14 protein-coding genes are annotated in these 16,902 nt (G+C 69.0%); 9 read left to right on the forward strand and 5 right to left on the reverse strand.

Translation table 11 applies throughout. The features are described 5' to 3' along the window. Window positions 1–23: 23 nt before the first annotated feature. On the forward strand, window positions 24–1,910 hold the full coding sequence (gene lepA / locus BOX37_RS06990) for a translation elongation factor 4 (RefSeq protein WP_071926924.1): 1,887 nt from the start codon (window positions 24–26) through the stop codon (window positions 1,908–1,910). A gap of 12 nt (window positions 1,911–1,922) precedes the next feature. Here lepA and BOX37_RS06995 read toward each other — a convergent pair whose 3' ends face one another. The 3 genes from BOX37_RS06995 to BOX37_RS07005 are packed head-to-tail and all read right to left on the reverse strand — an operon-like array spanning window position 1,923 to window position 4,305. Then, a complete protein-coding gene (locus BOX37_RS06995; RefSeq protein ID WP_240505250.1) occupies window positions 1,923–3,197 on the reverse strand; it encodes a sensor histidine kinase in 1,275 nt (424 codons plus the stop codon). After that, window positions 3,194–3,886, reverse strand: coding sequence for a response regulator transcription factor (locus BOX37_RS07000; RefSeq protein ID WP_071926925.1), 693 nt, complete (start codon window positions 3,884–3,886; stop codon window positions 3,194–3,196). Before BOX37_RS07000 ends, BOX37_RS06995 begins: the two co-directional genes overlap by 4 nt. Window positions 3,887–3,921: 35 nt before the next feature. Continuing rightward, complete coding sequence (locus BOX37_RS07005; protein WP_071926926.1) at window positions 3,922–4,305, reverse strand: hypothetical protein; 384 nt, start codon at window positions 4,303–4,305, stop codon at window positions 3,922–3,924. Window positions 4,306–4,583: 278 nt separating this feature from the next. Between BOX37_RS07005 and BOX37_RS35745 the strand changes: the two genes are divergently transcribed. Both BOX37_RS35745 and BOX37_RS07015 read left to right on the forward strand, forming a co-directional pair. After that, window positions 4,584–6,800 carry a hypothetical protein gene (locus BOX37_RS35745; RefSeq protein WP_156910295.1) on the forward strand — a complete coding sequence of 739 codons (2,217 nt, stop codon included), beginning with the start codon at window positions 4,584–4,586 and terminating at the stop codon, window positions 6,798–6,800. A gap of 45 nt (window positions 6,801–6,845) precedes the next feature. After that, window positions 6,846–8,648, forward strand: coding sequence for an SMC family protein (locus BOX37_RS07015; RefSeq protein WP_167659910.1), 1,803 nt, complete (start codon window positions 6,846–6,848; stop codon window positions 8,646–8,648). Window positions 8,649–8,654: 6 nt separating this feature from the next. Here the strand turns inward: BOX37_RS07015 and BOX37_RS07020 are convergent, their stop codons facing one another. Continuing rightward, window positions 8,655–10,625 carry a glycoside hydrolase family 15 protein gene (locus tag BOX37_RS07020; protein WP_071926929.1) on the reverse strand — a complete coding sequence of 657 codons (1,971 nt, stop codon included), beginning with the start codon at window positions 10,623–10,625 and terminating at the stop codon, window positions 8,655–8,657. Window positions 10,626–10,752: 127 nt separating this feature from the next. Between BOX37_RS07020 and BOX37_RS07025 the strand changes: the two genes are divergently transcribed. After that, on the forward strand, window positions 10,753–11,013 hold the full coding sequence (locus BOX37_RS07025; RefSeq protein ID WP_071926930.1) for a hypothetical protein: 261 nt from the start codon (window positions 10,753–10,755) through the stop codon (window positions 11,011–11,013). A gap of 519 nt (window positions 11,014–11,532) precedes the next feature. On the opposite strand, the gene BOX37_RS07030 is transcribed toward BOX37_RS07025, so the two are convergent. Beyond that, a complete protein-coding gene (locus BOX37_RS07030; protein WP_071926931.1) occupies window positions 11,533–12,582 on the reverse strand; it encodes a M48 family metallopeptidase in 1,050 nt (349 codons plus the stop codon). Between the two features lie 74 nt (window positions 12,583–12,656). Between BOX37_RS07030 and BOX37_RS35935 the strand changes: the two genes are divergently transcribed. The 5 genes from BOX37_RS35935 to BOX37_RS07050 all read left to right on the forward strand — a co-directional run bounded on the left by BOX37_RS35935 (window position 12,657) and on the right by BOX37_RS07050 (window position 16,760). Beyond that, window positions 12,657–12,746, forward strand: coding sequence for an Ms4533A family Cys-rich leader peptide (locus tag BOX37_RS35935; RefSeq protein ID WP_336083272.1), 90 nt, complete (start codon window positions 12,657–12,659; stop codon window positions 12,744–12,746). A 210-nt stretch (window positions 12,747–12,956) separates the two neighbouring features. Further along, entirely contained in the window at window positions 12,957–14,009 is a 1,053-nt protein-coding gene (locus BOX37_RS07035; protein WP_071926932.1) for a sulfate ABC transporter substrate-binding protein, read from the forward strand. A 92-nt stretch (window positions 14,010–14,101) separates the two neighbouring features. After that, window positions 14,102–14,965 (forward strand): sulfate ABC transporter permease subunit CysT, encoded by an 864-nt coding sequence (gene cysT / locus BOX37_RS07040; RefSeq protein WP_420811613.1) that lies wholly within the window; start codon window positions 14,102–14,104, stop codon window positions 14,963–14,965. Continuing rightward, complete coding sequence (cysW, locus tag BOX37_RS07045) at window positions 14,962–15,768, forward strand: sulfate ABC transporter permease subunit CysW (protein WP_071926933.1); 807 nt, start codon at window positions 14,962–14,964, stop codon at window positions 15,766–15,768. The genes cysT and cysW overlap by 4 nt, the downstream gene beginning before the upstream one ends. Beyond that, window positions 15,765–16,760 (forward strand): sulfate/molybdate ABC transporter ATP-binding protein, encoded by a 996-nt coding sequence (locus BOX37_RS07050; RefSeq protein ID WP_071926934.1) that lies wholly within the window; start codon window positions 15,765–15,767, stop codon window positions 16,758–16,760. The genes cysW and BOX37_RS07050 overlap by 4 nt, the downstream gene beginning before the upstream one ends. Window positions 16,761–16,902 lie beyond the last annotated feature (142 nt).

Consider the following 16,902-nt stretch of genomic DNA (forward strand, 5'->3'; position numbering starts at 1 on the left):
GCCGGGAATCCGGCCATGGGACGATGGACCGAGTTCGCCGATACCCCTCGAGGAGTGGAGTGGCTTCCAGTTTTGCCGATACGACGTTCACCGATCCGTCCCGGATCCGGAACTTCTGCATCATCGCCCACATCGACCATGGCAAGTCGACCCTGGCCGATCGGATGTTGCAGCTGACCGGTGTGGTCGAGGAGCGGGCCATGCGCGCCCAGTACCTGGACCGGATGGATATCGAACGTGAGCGCGGCATCACGATCAAGGCGCAGAACGTGCGGCTGCCGTGGTCGATCGACACCGCGGCCGGTCGCGAGGATTATGTCCTGCACTTGATCGATACTCCGGGCCACGTCGACTTCACCTATGAGGTCTCCCGCGCGCTCGAGGCCTGTGAGGGCGCGATCCTGCTGGTCGACGCCGCCCAGGGCATCGAGGCGCAGACACTGGCCAATCTCTACCTGGCGCTGGAGAAGGATCTGACGATCATCCCGGTGCTGAACAAGATCGACCTGCCCGCCGCCGACCCGGACCGCTACGCGGCCGAGCTGGCCCACATCGTGGGCTGCGAACCTGAGGACGTGCTGCGGGTCTCCGGCAAGACCGGCGTCGGCGTCACCGAACTGCTGGACAAGGTCATCGAGGCGGTCCCGGCCCCGGTCGGCGACTCCGATGCCCCGGCGCGGGCGATGATCTTCGATTCGGTCTATGACACCTACCGCGGCGTGATCACCTACATCCGCGTGGTGGACGGCAAGATCACCCCGCGCGAGAAGATCAAGATGATGTCGACCGGCGCGACCCACGAGCTGCTGGAAGTGGGCATCGTCTCGCCCGAGCCGAAGCCCACCCAGGGTCTGGGCGTCGGCGAGGTCGGTTACCTGATCACCGGCGTGAAGGATGTGCGCCAGTCGAAGGTCGGTGACACGGTGACCAGCGCCCGCAACGGCGCGACCGCGCCGCTGACCGGTTACCGCGAACCGCGCCCGATGGTCTACTCGGGTCTGTACCCGGTCGACGGCTCGGACTACCCGGATCTGCGCGATGCCCTCGACAAGCTGCAGCTCAACGACGCCGCGCTCACCTACGAGCCGGAGACCTCGGTGGCGCTGGGCTTCGGTTTCCGCTGCGGCTTCCTCGGGCTGCTGCACATGGAGATCACCCGCGAGCGGTTGCAGCGCGAATTCGGCCTCGATCTCATCTCTACCGCGCCCAACGTGGTGTACCGGGTGGAGATGGAGGACGGCACCGAGCACATCGTCACCAACCCCTCGTACTGGCCGGAGGGCAAGGCCCGGCACGTCTACGAGCCGATCGTGAAGTGCACGGTGATCTCGCCCAGCGAGTTCATCGGTTCGATCATGGAGCTGTGCCAGCAGCGTCGCGGCGAGCTCGGCGGCATGGACTACCTGTCCGAGACCCGCGTCGAGCTGCGCTACACGATGCCGATGGCCGAGATCATCTTCGACTTCTTCGACTCGCTCAAGTCGCGCACCCGTGGCTACGCCAGCCTCGACTACGAGGAGGCGGGTGAGCAGGCGGCCGACCTGGTGAAAGTCGACATCCTGTTGCAGGGCGAGGCGGTCGACGCGTTCAGCGCCATCGTGCACCGCGACGCGGCGCAGGCCTACGGGCACAAGCTCACCACCAAGCTGCGTGAGCTCATCCCGCGTCAGCAGTTCGAGGTGCCGATCCAGGCGGCGATCGGCTCGAAGATCATCGCGCGCGAGAACATCCGCGCCATCCGCAAGGACGTGCTCGCCAAGTGCTACGGCGGCGACATCAGCCGTAAGCGTAAGCTGCTCGAGAAGCAGAAGGAGGGCAAGAAGCGCATGAAGACCATCGGTCGCGTGGAGGTGCCCCAGGAAGCCTTCGTGGCGGCGCTGTCCTCGGATTCGGACAAGCCCAAGAAGTAGGCAGGACCCAGCTCAGGCGCCGGTGTTCACCGGCGCCTGAGCCATGTGCACGCGCAGGCGGACACCGCCCAGCGGGCTGTGCTCGAGTTCGGCGGTGCCGGCATGTAGTTCGGCCTGCTGACGCACCAGTGCCAGGCCGAGACCGGAACCGGGCGAGCCGGGCCGCTTGGCGAAACGGTCGAAAGCGGTGGGGGACAGGTGTTCCGGGATGCCGGAGCCGTTGTCGTCGATGGTGATCTCGATGTTGTCGGCGTCCGCGCGCGCCGCCACCGTGACCTCGGTGGCGTGCCCGTGATGGACCGCGTTGCTGACGGCATTGGTCACGATCAGCATGATCCCGCCGGGCAGCCCGGTCATCGGGACCGGTTCGCAGGCGGTCAGGCTGATGTCGACTTCCGGCTGAGCGCGCCGGGCGTTCTGCACGGCCCGATCCAGCGTCTCGCACAGCTCGAACGATTCGAAGGCGCCCTGGTCGGTGAGTTCGTCCACGGCGAGTCGTTCCAGATCGGTCAGGGTGTGCTCGATCTGGCGTTCGGCCGCGAGCACGTCGGCCAGCACCGCGCCACGCTGCTCGGCGGGCAGTTCCGTCCCGGCGAGCACCTGGAGATCGGTGCGCAGGGCGGTGAGCGGGGTGCGCAGTTCGTGCGCGCAGACTGCGGCGAAATCGCGGGCGCCCGCCAGCGCCTGCCTGGTCTCGCCGTGTGCGGTGTCCAGGCGTGCCAGCATCCGGTTGATCGCGTCGGACAATTCCTCGGCTTCTCGTGCGCCACGTCCGGACAGCGGCGGCAACTCGTCGAGGGTGTCGATCTCCTGGGTGGCGTTGGCGAGTCTGCGCAGCGGGCGCGCGGCGAATCCGGCCAGCACCCAACCCAATCCGGCCGCGACGAGCACCCCGCCGACGCCGATACCGAGACCGATCAGCTGGCTGCGGGTGATCGCGGCTTCGACCAGGTCGCGATCGGGATCGAGCCGGACCAGCAGGCCCGGCGCGCCCTGCACCGGCGCGAGCGCGGTGTCCACGGGGGTGAAAGGCACCGTGATCGTGGTGGACGGGTCGGGTGTCGCGGGGCGCGGCGGTGCCGAAAGTGGTGCGCCCGGAACGTCATCGGCGCGCTGGGCAACTTGTACCCGCATCGTCGACACCGTCTGATCGAACTGGCGCGAGCCGGCCACCTTCAGCAGCGCGGCGTAGGTGAGCCCGAGGGTGATCGCCACCAGCGCGGCCACCACGGCCGACACCACGGCAACCCGCATGCGCAACGACCACGAACCACGCGCCGCGCTCACGGCTGGTCCCGCAGCACGAAACCGACCCCGCGCACCGTGTGCACGACCCGCGCGACGCCCTCGGCCTCGAGCTTGCGGCGCAGGTAGGAGACGAACACGTCGACCACATTGGTGTCGGTGGCGAAGTCGTAGCCCCAGACCGCGGCCAGGATCTGCTCGCGGCCGAGCACGATGCCCCTGTTGTCGGCCAGCATCGCCAGCAGTTCGAACTCCCGCTTGGTGAGCTCGACCGGTTGCCCGCCAGAGCGCACCCGATGGCCGGTGAGATCGATCACCACCTCGCCCACCTGGACCGTGCGGCCCGGCGGCGCGGCGGTCACCGGTCGACGCCGCAGCAGGGCGCGCAGCCGGGCGACGAGCTCGCCCAGATCGAACGGTTTGGTCAGGTAGTCGTCGGCGCCGCGTTCCAGGGCCGCGATCCGGTCGGTCACCGCGCTGCGGGCGCTGAGCACGCAGATGGGGATGTCGTTGTCCATCGCCCGCAGGGCGGTGACCACGCCGACGCCGTCGAGCTCGGGCATGTTCACATCGAGCACCATGGCGTCGGGGGCGGCCGACCGCACCAGGGCGAGGGCTTGCGCGCCGTCACCCGCGGTGATCACGTCGAAGCCGGAGAGTTCCAGGCCGCGACGCAGTGACGCCAGCACGCGGACCTCGTCGTCGACGACCAAGATCTGCTGTCCGGTCATCTGCTCACCCTAGTGCGATCCATCGGCTGTCCTGCTCAGCGCGTATGCGGCGGGAACGCCAGGGCCAGGGTGCCCGGCACGGCGGGCTGGGCCGGGACCGCCCCGGCCGGATCGATCCGGGTGCACTCGGCGCCGTCCAGCGGCGGACCGGGCACCGGCGGCCGGTCCTGGATGCCCTGCTCCACGGGCAGCGCGGGCTGGACCCGCTCGGCGGGCACGGTGCGCTGGAAGCGGACCTGCGGCGGCGGTACGCCATCGCCCGGTGCGCCGCAGAGGATGATCGTTCGATCGTGGCCGCTCTCGACCGAGGTGATGGTCGGCGCGGCCGTCGCGGTACCGGCGACGGTGCCGGTGATCAAGGCGACACCGCCGAGCAGTGCCGCGGCGCGGATGCGGCGGTGGTTGGCGAATGCGGTCATGTGGGTCTCCTCGAGAATCGTGTCCGCCGACCCGCTCGGTCGGCGAAACCGACGCTAAGCAGCCGATCTTCACGCTCCGTTGAGCAATCGTTAGAGTTCTCTTGGGATCCGGTCCCCCTGATTCCACCGGCTCGCCGAAAGGTGTTGTTCGCCATAAGGTGAGTGCCGACCGTTCTGATCGAAATGACAGTTCGGCATTCCGGAATTAGTGTTGGATGGTTCTCACTTCCGCCTCGATCGTGGTGGGGACCTACATCGATGCGAGTGTTGGAGCTTGGATGACGCGTGATCTGCCTTTCGATGACGGTGCCGCACGCGCAGAAGGCCCTGACACGGCCTACAAGGTCGCCAACGGTGTCGCCCGGGTGGCCAGGGCGGGTGCCTATGTGACCGGCGGCGCACTGGTCGCCGCCAACGGCACCACGCCCGAGCGCGAGCAGGGCACCAGCAATGCCGACAGCCGCTACGCGGGCTGGTCGTCGCAGACGGTGCCCGCCGATCCGAGCCCGGATGCGCCGAGCCCGGTCATCACCTTCCCCGACCTCGCCGCCGAGCCCGAGCCCTTCCCGGTGCAGCCGCACACCCCGTTCGGCACCCGCCCCGGCGCCGAGGACGACCTGGCCATGGTCAGCCGCTCCACCGAGTCCGAATGGCGACCGGAGATCCCCGGCTCCGACGGTGAGCGCGACTTCCGGATCCCCGGTAGCGACGACAACTCCACAGGCATCGGCATCCCGTCCTACCCGCAATCGCCGGGCCTCGGCTTCGACGACTCGTTCGGCCGGCCCGGTGCCGACCAGGACGGCGGCATCGGCCTGCCGGGTGGTGGTCACGGCGGTATCGGTATCCCCGGTTTCGATGGTCTGCCCGGCAACGGTATCGGCATTCCCGGTTTCGATGGTCTGCCCGGCCAGGGCATCGGCCTTCCCGGTTTCGACGGCATCGGTGTGCCCGGCGCGACCAACCCCGGTGATCTGGTGGCCGGACCCAACTCCCCCGATGGGCTGTTCAACGGCATCGGCGATGTCGGCGGCCTGTTCGACGGCTTCGGCGCCATGGTGACCACCGACTGGCAGATCGACATGCACGCGGGCCTCGACGGCGTGTGGTTCACCTCGCAGATGAAGGTCGATGTCCAGGTCGGCAAGGTCGGCGACCAGCTCGACGACTACGGCAAGTGGCTCGGCGACGGCCTGCGCGTCCCCGGTGACACCGGCGCGCGCGCCGGCCTGGATTCCGTCGGTCCCGGTGCCTCCTCGCCCGCCGACGCCGGTCTCGGCACGCCATCGTCCACTGGCCCGAGCCTGCCCGGCTCCGGCTCTCCGTCGGATGGCCCGAGCTTGCCGGGCTCGTCGTCGGGTGCTCCGGGCCTGCCTGGTTCGTCCTCCTCGGGCGGTCCGGGTCTGCCCGGCTCTTCGTCGCAGGCTGGTCCGAACTTGCCCGGTGCGTCCGCTCCGGCTGGTCCGAGCCTGCCCGGTGCGCCCGCTCCCGTGATCGCGGCGCCCGCCCCCCTTGCACCGGCGCCCGCCCCGGTTCCGGCTCCGGTCGCGCCCGCCCCGATCGCGCCGCCGCCCGCCCCCGTGGCGCCCGCCCCGGTCGCGGTCGCCCCGCCCGTGGTCGCCGCGACGCCGCTGCAAACCACCATCCAGCCCGACGCCGCGTCCACCCCGATCGCCAATGTGCTGAGCACCCCCGCCGTGTCCCCGCTGACCGCGCCCGCCGCCGCGGTGCCAGGTCTGTTCGCGCCGGCCACACCGGCGGAACCCGTTGTGCTGCCCGATCTTTCCGATAGCGGCTCCTCCACCCCGTCGACCGTGCCGGGCACCGGTGGGTCCACGGCACCCACCGTCGACATCACCACCGCGCCCACGGTGACGCTGCCCGGCCTGCCCTCGGCGACCGCACCGTCGACGCCCGGCGTGACCAAGCCGGAACTCACGGTGCCGCCGACGGTCATCACCACGCCGACTACTGGTGGCACCACGCCGACTACTGGTGGCACCACGCCGACTACTGGTGGCACCACGCCGACCACCGGGGGCACCACGCCGACCACCGGGGACACCACGCCCGGCACCGACATCACCACTCCGGGCGGTACCGGCGGCGTCACGACCCAGCCGACCGCGCCGAGCACCCCCACCGTCGACGTCCCGACCCCGACGGCGCCCCAGCCGACCGCCACCCAGCCCACCGTGGCGCCCCAGCCGACGATGACGGTCCAGCCGACCGCGTCGGTCCCCACGCAGCAGCCCACCGTCCCGACCGTCGACGCGCCGACCGTCGTCACCCCGCCGCCGGCGGTCACCGTGCCGACCACTCAGGCCCCGGTGAAACCGCCGGTCATCGAGACCAAGCCGATCGCCGGCGAGTTCGATCAGCACCACGGCGTCTACCATGGCGTCTCGGCCGGACTGTTCGATTCGGGGCTCGGTGGCGCCGATCTGGGAAGCGCTGTGTTTCCCACCGAGCATCCTGGGTACGACTTCGTCTAGTCCCTGCGTCTCGGCCGGGTACACGCAAGGAGAGTGAGGACAGGTTTGTCTGCCGCAGCCGGACTGCAGGCCGCGACGGTGAAGCATCCGGATGTGATGGCCCCGGTCGTGTCTCTCGTCGACGAACTGCGGGAACTGGTTCGCTCGGGCGGCCGCGACGACCTCGATGCCCGCCTCGGCATGGTGCGAGCCCGGCTCAGCGACCCCCGCGTGCGGCTGGTCGTCGTCGGTGAACCGCAGGCCGGGATGAGCACGCTGGTCAACAGCATGGTCGGCAGCCCGGTCAGCGCGACCGACGGCAAGCCCAGTGTCCCCGTGATCGTCGAATACGGCGCCGCGCCGAGCGCGACCCTGGTGAAATCGGCCCAGCGCGGCCGGGTCGAACGGGTGCCCGTCGACCCGCTCAACCCAGGGCCCGCGCTGACCGCCCTCGGTGTGCTGCGTGCCGAATTCGCGCAGCCGAGCCCCCTGCTGGCCGACGGCCTGGTGGTGATGGACGCACCAGGACCCACTACCCACGAGGGCGCGGCCTGGTCGATGATCGCCGCCGCCGACGTCGTCCTCTACGCCACCGACGCCGCCGCCGAACTGACCGAAGCCCAGCTGGACTATCTACGTCGCGTCGAGCAGGTGTGCCCCTCGGTGGTCTGCGTGCTCACCAAGATCGACCGCAACCCGCACTGGTCACTGACCCAGCGACGCAACCGCGCCCTGCTCGACGGTGCCGGGCTGAACTTCGCGGTCGCCCCGGTCTCTGCCCTGCTGCACCGGCAGGCCGACGAGACCGGCGATCAGCAGCGCGACATCGAGTCCGGGGTGCCCCAGCTCATCGACCACCTGCAGGAATACGTGGTCGCCCAGGCCGACTCGGTCGCGATCGCGGCCGCGGTGCGCGACATCGCCCTGGTCACCGACCAGCTCACCGTCACCCTGCGCGCCGAAGTCGAGACCCTGCGCGATCCGCGTCGGCGGGCCGAGATCACCCAGCGCCTGGCCGCCGCCCGCGCCGAGGCCGATCAGTTGCGCCAGCGCACCGCCACCTGGCAGGTCACCCTGGTCGACGGCGGCGCCGAGCTCAACGCCGATATCGAACACGATCTGCGGCATCGGCTGCGCAGCCTGGTCCGCGAGGCCGAGGCCGAGATCACGCGCACCGATCCGGCGCACAAGTGGACCGAGTTCGCCACCGAACTCGACGCGCGGATCTGCGAGGCGGTCGAGGAGAACTTCGTGATGGCGCACTATCGCGCCGTCGAACTCTCCGAACAGGTCGCCGCGAAGTTCCCGCCGCACAATCGAACCCCACCGCTGCCCGAACTGCGCCTGACCAATCCCGGCGAGGTGCTCGAACCGGTCCAGTCACTGGAGACACTGGAAAGCGCCAAAGCCAGTATCGGACAACAGGCGCTGTCGGCCTTGCGCGGCTCCTACGGCGGCATTCTGATGGTCGGTCTGGCCACCAGCCTGCTCGGCATGTCGCTCGTCAACTGGTACTCCGCGGGTGCGGGGGTGCTGCTCGGCGTGAACGCCCTGTGGGACGACCGCCGCAGCCGCAAACAGCGCAGGCAAGCCGAGGCCAAGGTCGCCGTCGCGCGGCTGGCCGACGACGTGATCTTCCAGGTGGGCAAGGAATCCCGCAACCGCCTGCGCACCCTGCAGCGCGTGCTGCGTGACCACTACACCGAGATCGCCGCCGAGGTCTCGCGCACCGCCGACGAGGCACTGCGCGCCGCCGAGGAGACCGGCCTGCGCTATGGCGACCAGCGTGAACTGCGCATCACCGAGATCGACGCGGGCCTGCGCACCCTGGCCGGGCTGCGGGAACGGGCCCAGCGGCTCACCCGCTGAGCGTGCTCAGCTCGGCCGGTGCGGCGGCGTGTGCGCGGGCTGGAACTGACCGACCTCGCGGGAATCCTCGGCCCTGATCACGTGGGTGACGGCGTTGATCAGCGCCAGATGGGTGAACGCCTGCGGGAAGTTGCCCAGATGCCTGCCGGTGCGCGGATCGATCTCCTCGGCGTAGAGGCGCAGCGGACTGGCCAGGCCGAGCAGCCGCTCGCACAGATGGGTGGCCCGCTCCAGTTCGCCGATCTCCACCAGCGCGGACACCAGCCAGAACGAGCAGATCGTGAAGGTGCCCTCCTCACCGGCCAGTCCGTCATCGGTGGTGTCGGTGTCGTAGCGCAGCACCAGTCCGTGCACGGTGAGGCGGTCGGCGATGGCCAGCACGGTCGCGCGCACCCGCGGATCGTCCGGCGGCAGGAACCGGGTCAGCACCACCAGCAGCAGCGAGGCGTCGAGGGTGTGTCCGCCGTAGGTCTGGGTGAACACGCCGTCGGCGTCGACACCGTTGGCCAAGACGTCGGCGCGGATCTCCTCGGCGATCTCGAACCACCGCGCCGAGCGTTCGTCGCGGCCGTGCAGTTGCGCCAGCCGGGCGCCGCGATCCAGCGCCACCCAGCACATCACCTTCGACGAGGTGAACTGCTGCGGTTCGCCGCGGACCTCCCAGATGCCGCGATCGGGTTCGCGCCAGTGCTCGATCGCGGCGTGCACGGTGCGTTCGAGCATCGGCCACAGTGATTCCGGCACCTGCTGACGGGACTTCATGTGCAGGTACATCGCATCGAGCATGGTGCCCCAGATGTCGTGCTGGTCCTGGTTGTAGGCGGCGTTGCCGATGCGTACCGGTCGTGAGTCGTCGTAGCCGGACAGATTGGGCAGCGTCTCCTCGGTGATCCGGCGTTCGCCGCCGATCCCGTAGAGCACCTGCAGGGGGACGGCGTCACCGTTGTCCCCGGTGGTCGCGTCGTTGAGGAAGTTGAAGAAGTCGTCGGCCTCGCGGTCCAGGCCCAGGGTGTACAGGCCCCACAGCGCGAAGCTGGAATCGCGGACCCAGGTGTAGCGGTAGTCCCAGTTGCGTTCCCCGCCAGGGGTTTCCGGCAGGGAGGTGGTCGCGGCCGCCAACAGCGCGCCGGTCGGGGCGTAGGTGAGGCCCTTGAGGGTGAGCGCGCTGCGCTGCAGGTAGTTGCGCCACGGATGGTCGGGGAAGTCACCGAGGGTGATCCAGCGTCGCCAGCATTCCGCGGTCGCCCACATCTTCTCCGCCGCCTCGTCGAAATTGCCGGGTGCGGGCAGTTCCGACCAGGTCAGCGCGACGTACACCGAATCGCCCTCGCTCATCCGAGTCCGCGCCCGCGCCTCACGCCCCTCCAATCCGAGGCGCAGATCGGTGGTGAGCACCAGCGACAGTCCCGACTCGGAGTCGGCGCTGCTGATCGCACTCGCCTGCTCGTACACCTTGCCGGTGTACTCCCAGTGCGCGCCACCGCGGTGGTAGTCGAAGGAGGGCTCGCAGCTCATCTCCAATTCGACGGTGCCACTGACACATTTGACCGTCCGCAACAGGCAGTGCTCGGCGTCCCAGTCCATCGGGGTGCGGCGGTGGGTCTTGGAACGGGCCATGTTGTTGTGCCATGGACCGAGTACGAGCGCGTCACGCACGATCAGCCAACCGGTGGCGGTCTGCCAGGTGGTTTCCAGGATCATCCCGCCCGGCAGATACCGCCGCGCGGCGGGGACCTGCGTGCCGTACGGCCCGATCCGGAAGTGCCCGGCGCTGCGATCGAGAATCGCGCCGAACACGCTGGGAGAGTCGGGGCGGGGGACACACATCCACTCGACCGCACCGCTGCTGGCGATCAGGCAGCCGGTCTCGCAGTCGGACAGGAACGCGTAGTCGTCGATCGGCGGGAAGGCGCCACGGTTGCCGCTGGAGGACACCGGGCTCAGAATCGGCAGGCTGTCGGCGCTGGAAGACTCCATACCCCATCATCGGGGCGCCGCGAGCCGACGTCCAGCGCAATCGGTCGATCCGCTGGTCGTGGCGTCGCGACATGGCTCGGCGTCGGCCGGAGCGGACCGTTCACGGTGACCGACTAGTCTGGTCGACGTGGAACGCATCGCAGGTTGGTGGGACGGCTTCGAACTCTGGGTGGCCGGACTGCCCTTCATCCCCCAGTTCCTCGTCGTGCTGGTCGGCATGGTGCCGATCAGCTTCGCCATCGCCTTCCTGCTCGACCGTGCCCTGCGCGCGATCTTCCGCGCGCTGGGGCGTGACGACCACGCCGAAGTCCCGGCCGTGGCGCCGATCGCCGTGTCCGCCCCCGTTGCCGCACCCGTGCGGCCGACCGTGGGCAGCGGTGTTCGCTGATGCCACGTTCGCGCGTTCAGCTCGCTCTTGTCGCCCTGTTGGTTCTTGTTGTCATCGCGTGGTTCTTCACGCGATAGGCGCGATAGGTTCGGTCGGATCCGGGGTCCAGTGACACGGGGAGGCATACGGGCTGTGTTTGTTGGAGCGCTGGCGCGCTCGAGTCGCGGCCCCTGGGGGCCGCCGGTCAGCGCTCGAGACTCGCGCCTGCGGCGCATGCGCTTCGAGCGCTGACCGGCGACCCGGCCGCGACCGGCCGACTTCGTCGGCCGCCGCTCCTCGGGGTCGCGGGTGCGGGGTTGGGAGTGCGGTCATCGCGGACTCCGCATGGTGTTGTGCGGGGTTGGGAGTGCGGTCATCGCGGACTCCGCATGGTGTTGTGCGGGGTTGGGAGGTGCGGTCATCGCGGACTCCGCACGGTGTCGTGTGTGGCGGGGAGTGCGGTCATGGCGGATTCCGCATGGTGTCGTGTGTGGTGGGGAGTGCGGTCAGGCGGACTCGATTGATGGTGTTGTGGGTCGGCTAGTTCTTGCGCCAGTCGTCGAAGCGTTTGCCGAGGTCGGATACTGTGCGGCCTACTTCCTGGCCGACGGTGTTGACGGCTGATCCCACGTCGCGGCCGAGGTCGCGGACGGTGCGGACGAACATGTCGTCGGACTGGTCGAAGGATTCGCGGTAGGTGCGGGCGGCTTCCTTGACCTCGTCGCTGATGCGGGCGTTGCGGTCGGAGTCGCGGCGGGGGTAGCTGCCGCCGAGGATGCGGTCGTACTCGCCGGACTGGATCCAGCGGCGGAGTTCGGCGGCGCGCAGGACCGAGAAGGGGTGCGTCTGCAGTTCCAGGTTGAGCAGTTTGAGGACGCCGTCGCGCAGGTCGCCCGAGCGCATGTAGTCGTCGGCCTGGTCGAGGAACGCGCCGTGGTTCATCTCGGTCAGCCAGGCGCCGCCCGCGGTCTTCATGTGCACCCGCACCGAGGCCTCGACATCCTGGCAGCACAGCAGGCCGGCGCGGTCGCCGGACAGTTCGGACTTGCGGCTCCACTCCATCAGCGCCGCCACGATCGCGCGCAGTGCCCAGCCGCCGACCGGCATCCAGCCGACCGAGGCCGACAGCCGCATCAGGTGCATGAGCATCGTGCGGTACACCGCGTGCCCGGACAGAGCGTGGCCGAGCTCGTGGCCGACGACGAAGCGCAGCTCCTCGGTGTCCATCAGTTCGAGCAGGCCGGTGGTGAGCACGATGAACGGCTTGTCCATGCCGATGGTGAAGGCGTTCACCGACGGGTCCTGCAGGACGAACATCTCCGGTGTGGTCGGCGCGTCGAGCACGCCGACACAATCCGCCCGCAACTCGTGCAGGGTGCGGAACTGCCGTTCGTCGACGCGCACAGCGGTTGCCAGGTACAGCAGCCGGTGCTGACGTTCGCGCAGCAGTCCCGACAGTGCGCGCAGCACCGTGTCGAAGCCGCTGAGTGAGCGCAGCGTCACCAGTGCGGTGCGGTCGGCCGGGTGCTCCCAGGCACGCGTGCTGATCTCCGGCAAACGCACGCGAACGCGGTCTGGAGCCATGGTCATAGGATGAAATCCCCCCTCGGTATGGAGTTCTCGTCGATTCGAACCATCATGTCGCAATCTGTTACAGTCTGCCCGTGTCGTCGAGTGTTGCCCCGCAGATCCGCCATGAATTGGCGTTGATCGCTGTCGGCGACCTCGCGGTCGCGGACATCCTCTGTCGATGATCGGCCATCGGACTCGTCTGCGCATTCCTGCCGAGTAGACTAGCGCGCGCTTTCTCTCGCAGTCGTAGTTCGGCACTCCGGGGGCCATGAGCCCGAGTCGCGCCGACTGTCGTGCAGCCACCGCCTCGCAGGTCCACCGATCGACAAGTGTTTCTCCTGCCGCAGCGAAAGACATTGCGCGGCAGGTCCTTTCCCGAAAGGTACACCCCGATGTCTCGCAACACCTGGATCGGCTCGCGCCGCCGCGCCGCCGCCATCGCGCTCACTGCTGTCGCCGCGGTCGCCCTGACCGCCTGCGGCGGTGGCGCCAGCGATTCGACCGACGGCGACGCCATCGTGGCCGACGGGAGCGGGGGCACCATCAACCTCTACGCCTACGCCGTGCCCAAGGTCGGTTTCGACGAGGTCGTGCCCGAGTTCAACAAGACCGAGGCGGGCGACGGCGTCATCGTCCGGGCGTCCTACGGCGCCTCGGGCGACCAGTCGCGCAAGGTGAAGGACGGCGCTCGAGCCGACGTGGTGAGCTTCTCGGTCGAGCCCGACATCACCCGCCTGGTCGAGGCGGGCTTGATCGACGAGAACTGGAACGCCGACTCCACCAAGGGCGTCCCGTTCGGCTCGGTCGTCACGCTGGTGGTCCGTGAGGGCAACCCCAAAGGCATCAGGGACTGGGACGACCTGCTGAAGCCGGGGGTCGAGGTCGTCACCCCGAACCCGTTCAGCTCCGGCTCGGCCAAGTGGAACCTGCTGGCGCCGTACGCGGCCAAGAGCGAGGGCGGCAAGAACCCACAGGCGGGTCTGGACTACCTGTCGCAGCTGATCTCGCCCGAACATGTGCGGGTGCAGCCCAAGTCGGGCCGCGAAGCCACCGAGGCCTTCCTGCAGGGCACCGGTGACGTGCTGCTGAGCTACGAGAACGAGGCCCTGTTCTCCGAGCGCAACGGCGACCCGATCGAGCACGTCAACCCGCCGATCACTGTCAAGATCGAGAACCCGGTCGCGGTGCTCGAGAACGCCGAGAACGCCGCCAAGGCCATCGCGTTCCGCGACTTCCTGTTCACCACCGAGGGCCAGCGTGCCTGGGCCGAGGCCGGTTTCCGCCCGGTCGACCCGGGCGTGGCCGCCGAGTTCGCCGCCGACTTCCCCACCCCCACCCAGCTGTGGACCATCGATGACCTCGGCGGTTGGAAGACCGTGGACGAGGAGTTGTTCGCGCAGGACACCGGCACGATCGCGATGATCTACGACCAGGCGACCAGGTAAGCCGTGACCCAGCACACACGCGATACTGGACAACTGTGACTGACAGCAGTGGGCATGCCGGGACCGGGGACACTCTCGATTCCGGCGATGCCGTGAACCTGGAGAAATCGGCGACCACCGCGCCGCCGAAGCCCCGCGGCCCGCGAGGGTCGTGGTTGCGGGTGACCGGCTCGGTCGGTCCGCTCGGCATCGCCATCGCGGTGCTGTGGCTCAGCCTCATCGTGCTGTTGCCGCTGGCGGCGCTCACCGTCAGCTCGTTCGAGGACGGCTGGTCCGGCTTCTGGGACGCGGTCACCGCACCCGCGGCGCTGGAGTCGCTGCGGATCACCATCGGGGTGTCGGTGGTGGTCGCGGTGGTCAACCTCTTCATGGGCACCCTGATTGCCTGGGTGCTCGTGCGTGACGAGTTCCCCGGCAAGGGAATCGTCAACGCGCTGATCGATCTGCCGTTCGCGCTGCCGACGATCGTCGCCTCGATCGTGCTGCTCTCGCTCTACGGCCCGAGCAGTCCTTTCGACATCCACCTCAACGCCACCCAGCCCGGCCTGGTGATCGCCCTGGCGTTCGTGACCCTGCCTTTCGTGGTGCGGTCGGTGCAGCCGGTGCTGATCGAGGTCGACCGTGAGGTGGAACAGGCCGCGCTCTCACTCGGTGCCGGCAACTGGATCACCTTCCGCCGGATCGTGCTGCCGACGCTGACGCCCGCGATCATCTCCGGCGGCGGCCTGGCCTTCGCCAGGGCGATCGGTGAATACGGCTCGGTGGTGCTGATCGGCGGCAACATCCCGCGCGAGACGCAGGTGACCTCGCAGTACATCCAGCAGCAGATCGAGGTCGACCGGCCGGTCAACGCGGCCGCGGTATCGGTGGCGCTGCTCGCCGTCGCGTTCGCCACGCTGTTGGTACTGCGCCTGCTGGCCGAGCGGACCGCGCGCAAGGAAGAGGCCGCTCGATGAAGCTGTCGGCACTGACCAGGATCTCGCTGCGCACCGTCGCACTGGGCTACCTGTTCATCCTGCTGGTGCTGCCGCTGGTCATCATCCTGCTGCGCACCTTCGAACGCGGGATCGGCGCGTTCATCGACTCGATCACCACGCCCGCGGCGATCTCGGCGTTCCAGCTGTCGATGATCATCGTGGCCATCGTGGTGCCGTTGAACGTGGTCTTCGGTGTGATCACCGCGCTGGCGCTGGTGCGCAGCAAGTTCCCGGGGCGCAGTCTGTTGCAGGGCATCGTCGACCTGCCGTTCGCGGTGTCGCCGGTGGTCGTGGGTGTGGCGCTGATCCTGCTCTGGGGTGCGGGTGGATGGTTCGGCGGGTTGGAATCCCTCGGGTTCCAGGTGATCTTCAGTTTGCCGGGCATGGTGATCGCCACCATCTTCGTGACATTGCCGTTCGTGGTGCGCGAGGTGGAACCGGTGCTGCACGAGATCGGCGACGATCAGGAGCAGGCCGCGGCCACCCTCGGCGCCACGGGGTGGCAGACCTTCTGGCGGATCACTCTGCCCGCAATCCGCTGGGGCCTCACCTATGGTGTCGTGCTCACCGTGGCCCGCGCGCTCGGCGAGTTCGGCGCGGTGATCATGGTCTCGACCGCGATGCCGGGCGAGTCTCAGACGCTGACCCTGCTGGTGCACGGTCGCTACATCGATGATCACAACGACTTCGGCGCCTACAGTGCGGCGACACTGCTGATGGGCATGGCCCTGGTAGTCCTTCTCCTGATGACTCTTCTCGAACGCAAGCGGGGCCCCGAATGATCACCGTGACCAACGCGCGCAAGAACTACGGTTCCTTCGCCGCGCTCGACGATGTCACCATCGACATCCCCTCCGGCGAACTCACCGCCCTGCTCGGCCCGTCGGGGTCGGGCAAGTCGACGCTGCTGCGCTCGATCGCGGGCCTGGAGTCGCTGGACTCCGGGATCGTGATGATCGCCGGCAACGATGTCACCCACGTGCCACCGCAGAAGCGTGACATCGGCTTCGTGTTCCAGCACTACGCCGCGTTCAAGCACATGACGGTGCGCGACAACGTGGCCTTCGGCCTGACCATCCGCAAGCGGCCGAAGAAGGAGATCGACAAGCGCGTCGACGAACTGCTCGGCATCGTCGGGCTCGACGGGTTCCAGCACCGCTACCCGGCCCAGCTCTCGGGCGGTCAGCGCCAGCGCATGGCGCTGGCTCGCGCGCTGGCCGTCGACCCGCAGGTGCTGCTGCTCGACGAGCCCTTCGGCGCGCTCGACGCCAAGGTGCGCACCGATCTGCGCCAGTGGCTGCGCAGGCTGCACGACGAGGTCCACGTGACCACGGTGCTGGTGACCCACGACCAGGAGGAGGCGCTCGACGTCGCCGACCGGATCGCGGTGATGAACAAGGGCCGCATCGAGCAGGTCGGTTCGCCCGAGGACGTCTACGACCGCCCGGCCAACGAGTTCGTGATGTCGTTTCTCGGCGCGGTCGCGCGGCTCAACGGGCATCTGGTCCGTCCGCACGACATCCGGGTGGGCCGTGATCCCAGCATGGCGCTGGCCGAGCACGAGGGCACCGCGGATTCGGCCGGTGTCACCAGGGCCACCGTGGAACGCATCGTGCGCTTGGGCTTCGAGGTGCGGCTGGAACTGCGCAATGCCGCCACCGGCGACCAGTTCGCCGCCCAGGTGACTCGCGGCGACGCCGCGGCGTTGCGGCTGACCGAGGGCGAGACGGTCTACGCGCGCGCCACCCGCATCCCGGATCTGCCGACCAGCTGATCCGAACCCGCCACGGCAGGGCCCCGCGACACGATGCCGCGAAGCTCTGTCGGTGTTGTCGCGCTGTTCGCTGGCTGCCCGTACGCCGACCTGACGTCCGGTATCGGCGCAGGATGACCGGTACCGTCGGTCCGACCAGCGG

It is taken from the genome of Nocardia mangyaensis, assembly GCF_001886715.1.
Classification (GTDB): Bacteria; Actinomycetota; Actinomycetes; order Mycobacteriales; family Mycobacteriaceae; genus Nocardia; species Nocardia mangyaensis.

What these genes read in the sequence shown, in the direction of transcription:
- lepA (WP_071926924.1), top strand. Translation starts at nt 24, where the DNA reads ATGGACCGAGTTCGCCGATACCCCTCGAGGAGTGGAGTGGCTTCCAGT.
- BOX37_RS07000 (WP_071926925.1), bottom strand. Translation starts at nt 3,886, where the DNA reads ATGACCGGACAGCAGATCTTGGTCGTCGACGACGAGGTCCGCGTGCTG.
- BOX37_RS07005 (WP_071926926.1), bottom strand. Translation starts at nt 4,305, where the DNA reads ATGACCGCATTCGCCAACCACCGCCGCATCCGCGCCGCGGCACTGCTC.
- BOX37_RS35745 (WP_156910295.1), top strand. Translation starts at nt 4,584, where the DNA reads ATGACGCGTGATCTGCCTTTCGATGACGGTGCCGCACGCGCAGAAGGC.
- BOX37_RS07020 (WP_071926929.1), bottom strand. Translation starts at nt 10,625, where the DNA reads ATGGAGTCTTCCAGCGCCGACAGCCTGCCGATTCTGAGCCCGGTGTCC.
- BOX37_RS07030 (WP_071926931.1), bottom strand. Translation starts at nt 12,582, where the DNA reads ATGACCATGGCTCCAGACCGCGTTCGCGTGCGTTTGCCGGAGATCAGC.
- BOX37_RS07035 (WP_071926932.1), top strand. Translation starts at nt 12,957, where the DNA reads ATGTCTCGCAACACCTGGATCGGCTCGCGCCGCCGCGCCGCCGCCATC.
- cysW (WP_071926933.1), top strand. Translation starts at nt 14,962, where the DNA reads ATGAAGCTGTCGGCACTGACCAGGATCTCGCTGCGCACCGTCGCACTG.
- BOX37_RS07050 (WP_071926934.1), top strand. Translation starts at nt 15,765, where the DNA reads ATGATCACCGTGACCAACGCGCGCAAGAACTACGGTTCCTTCGCCGCG.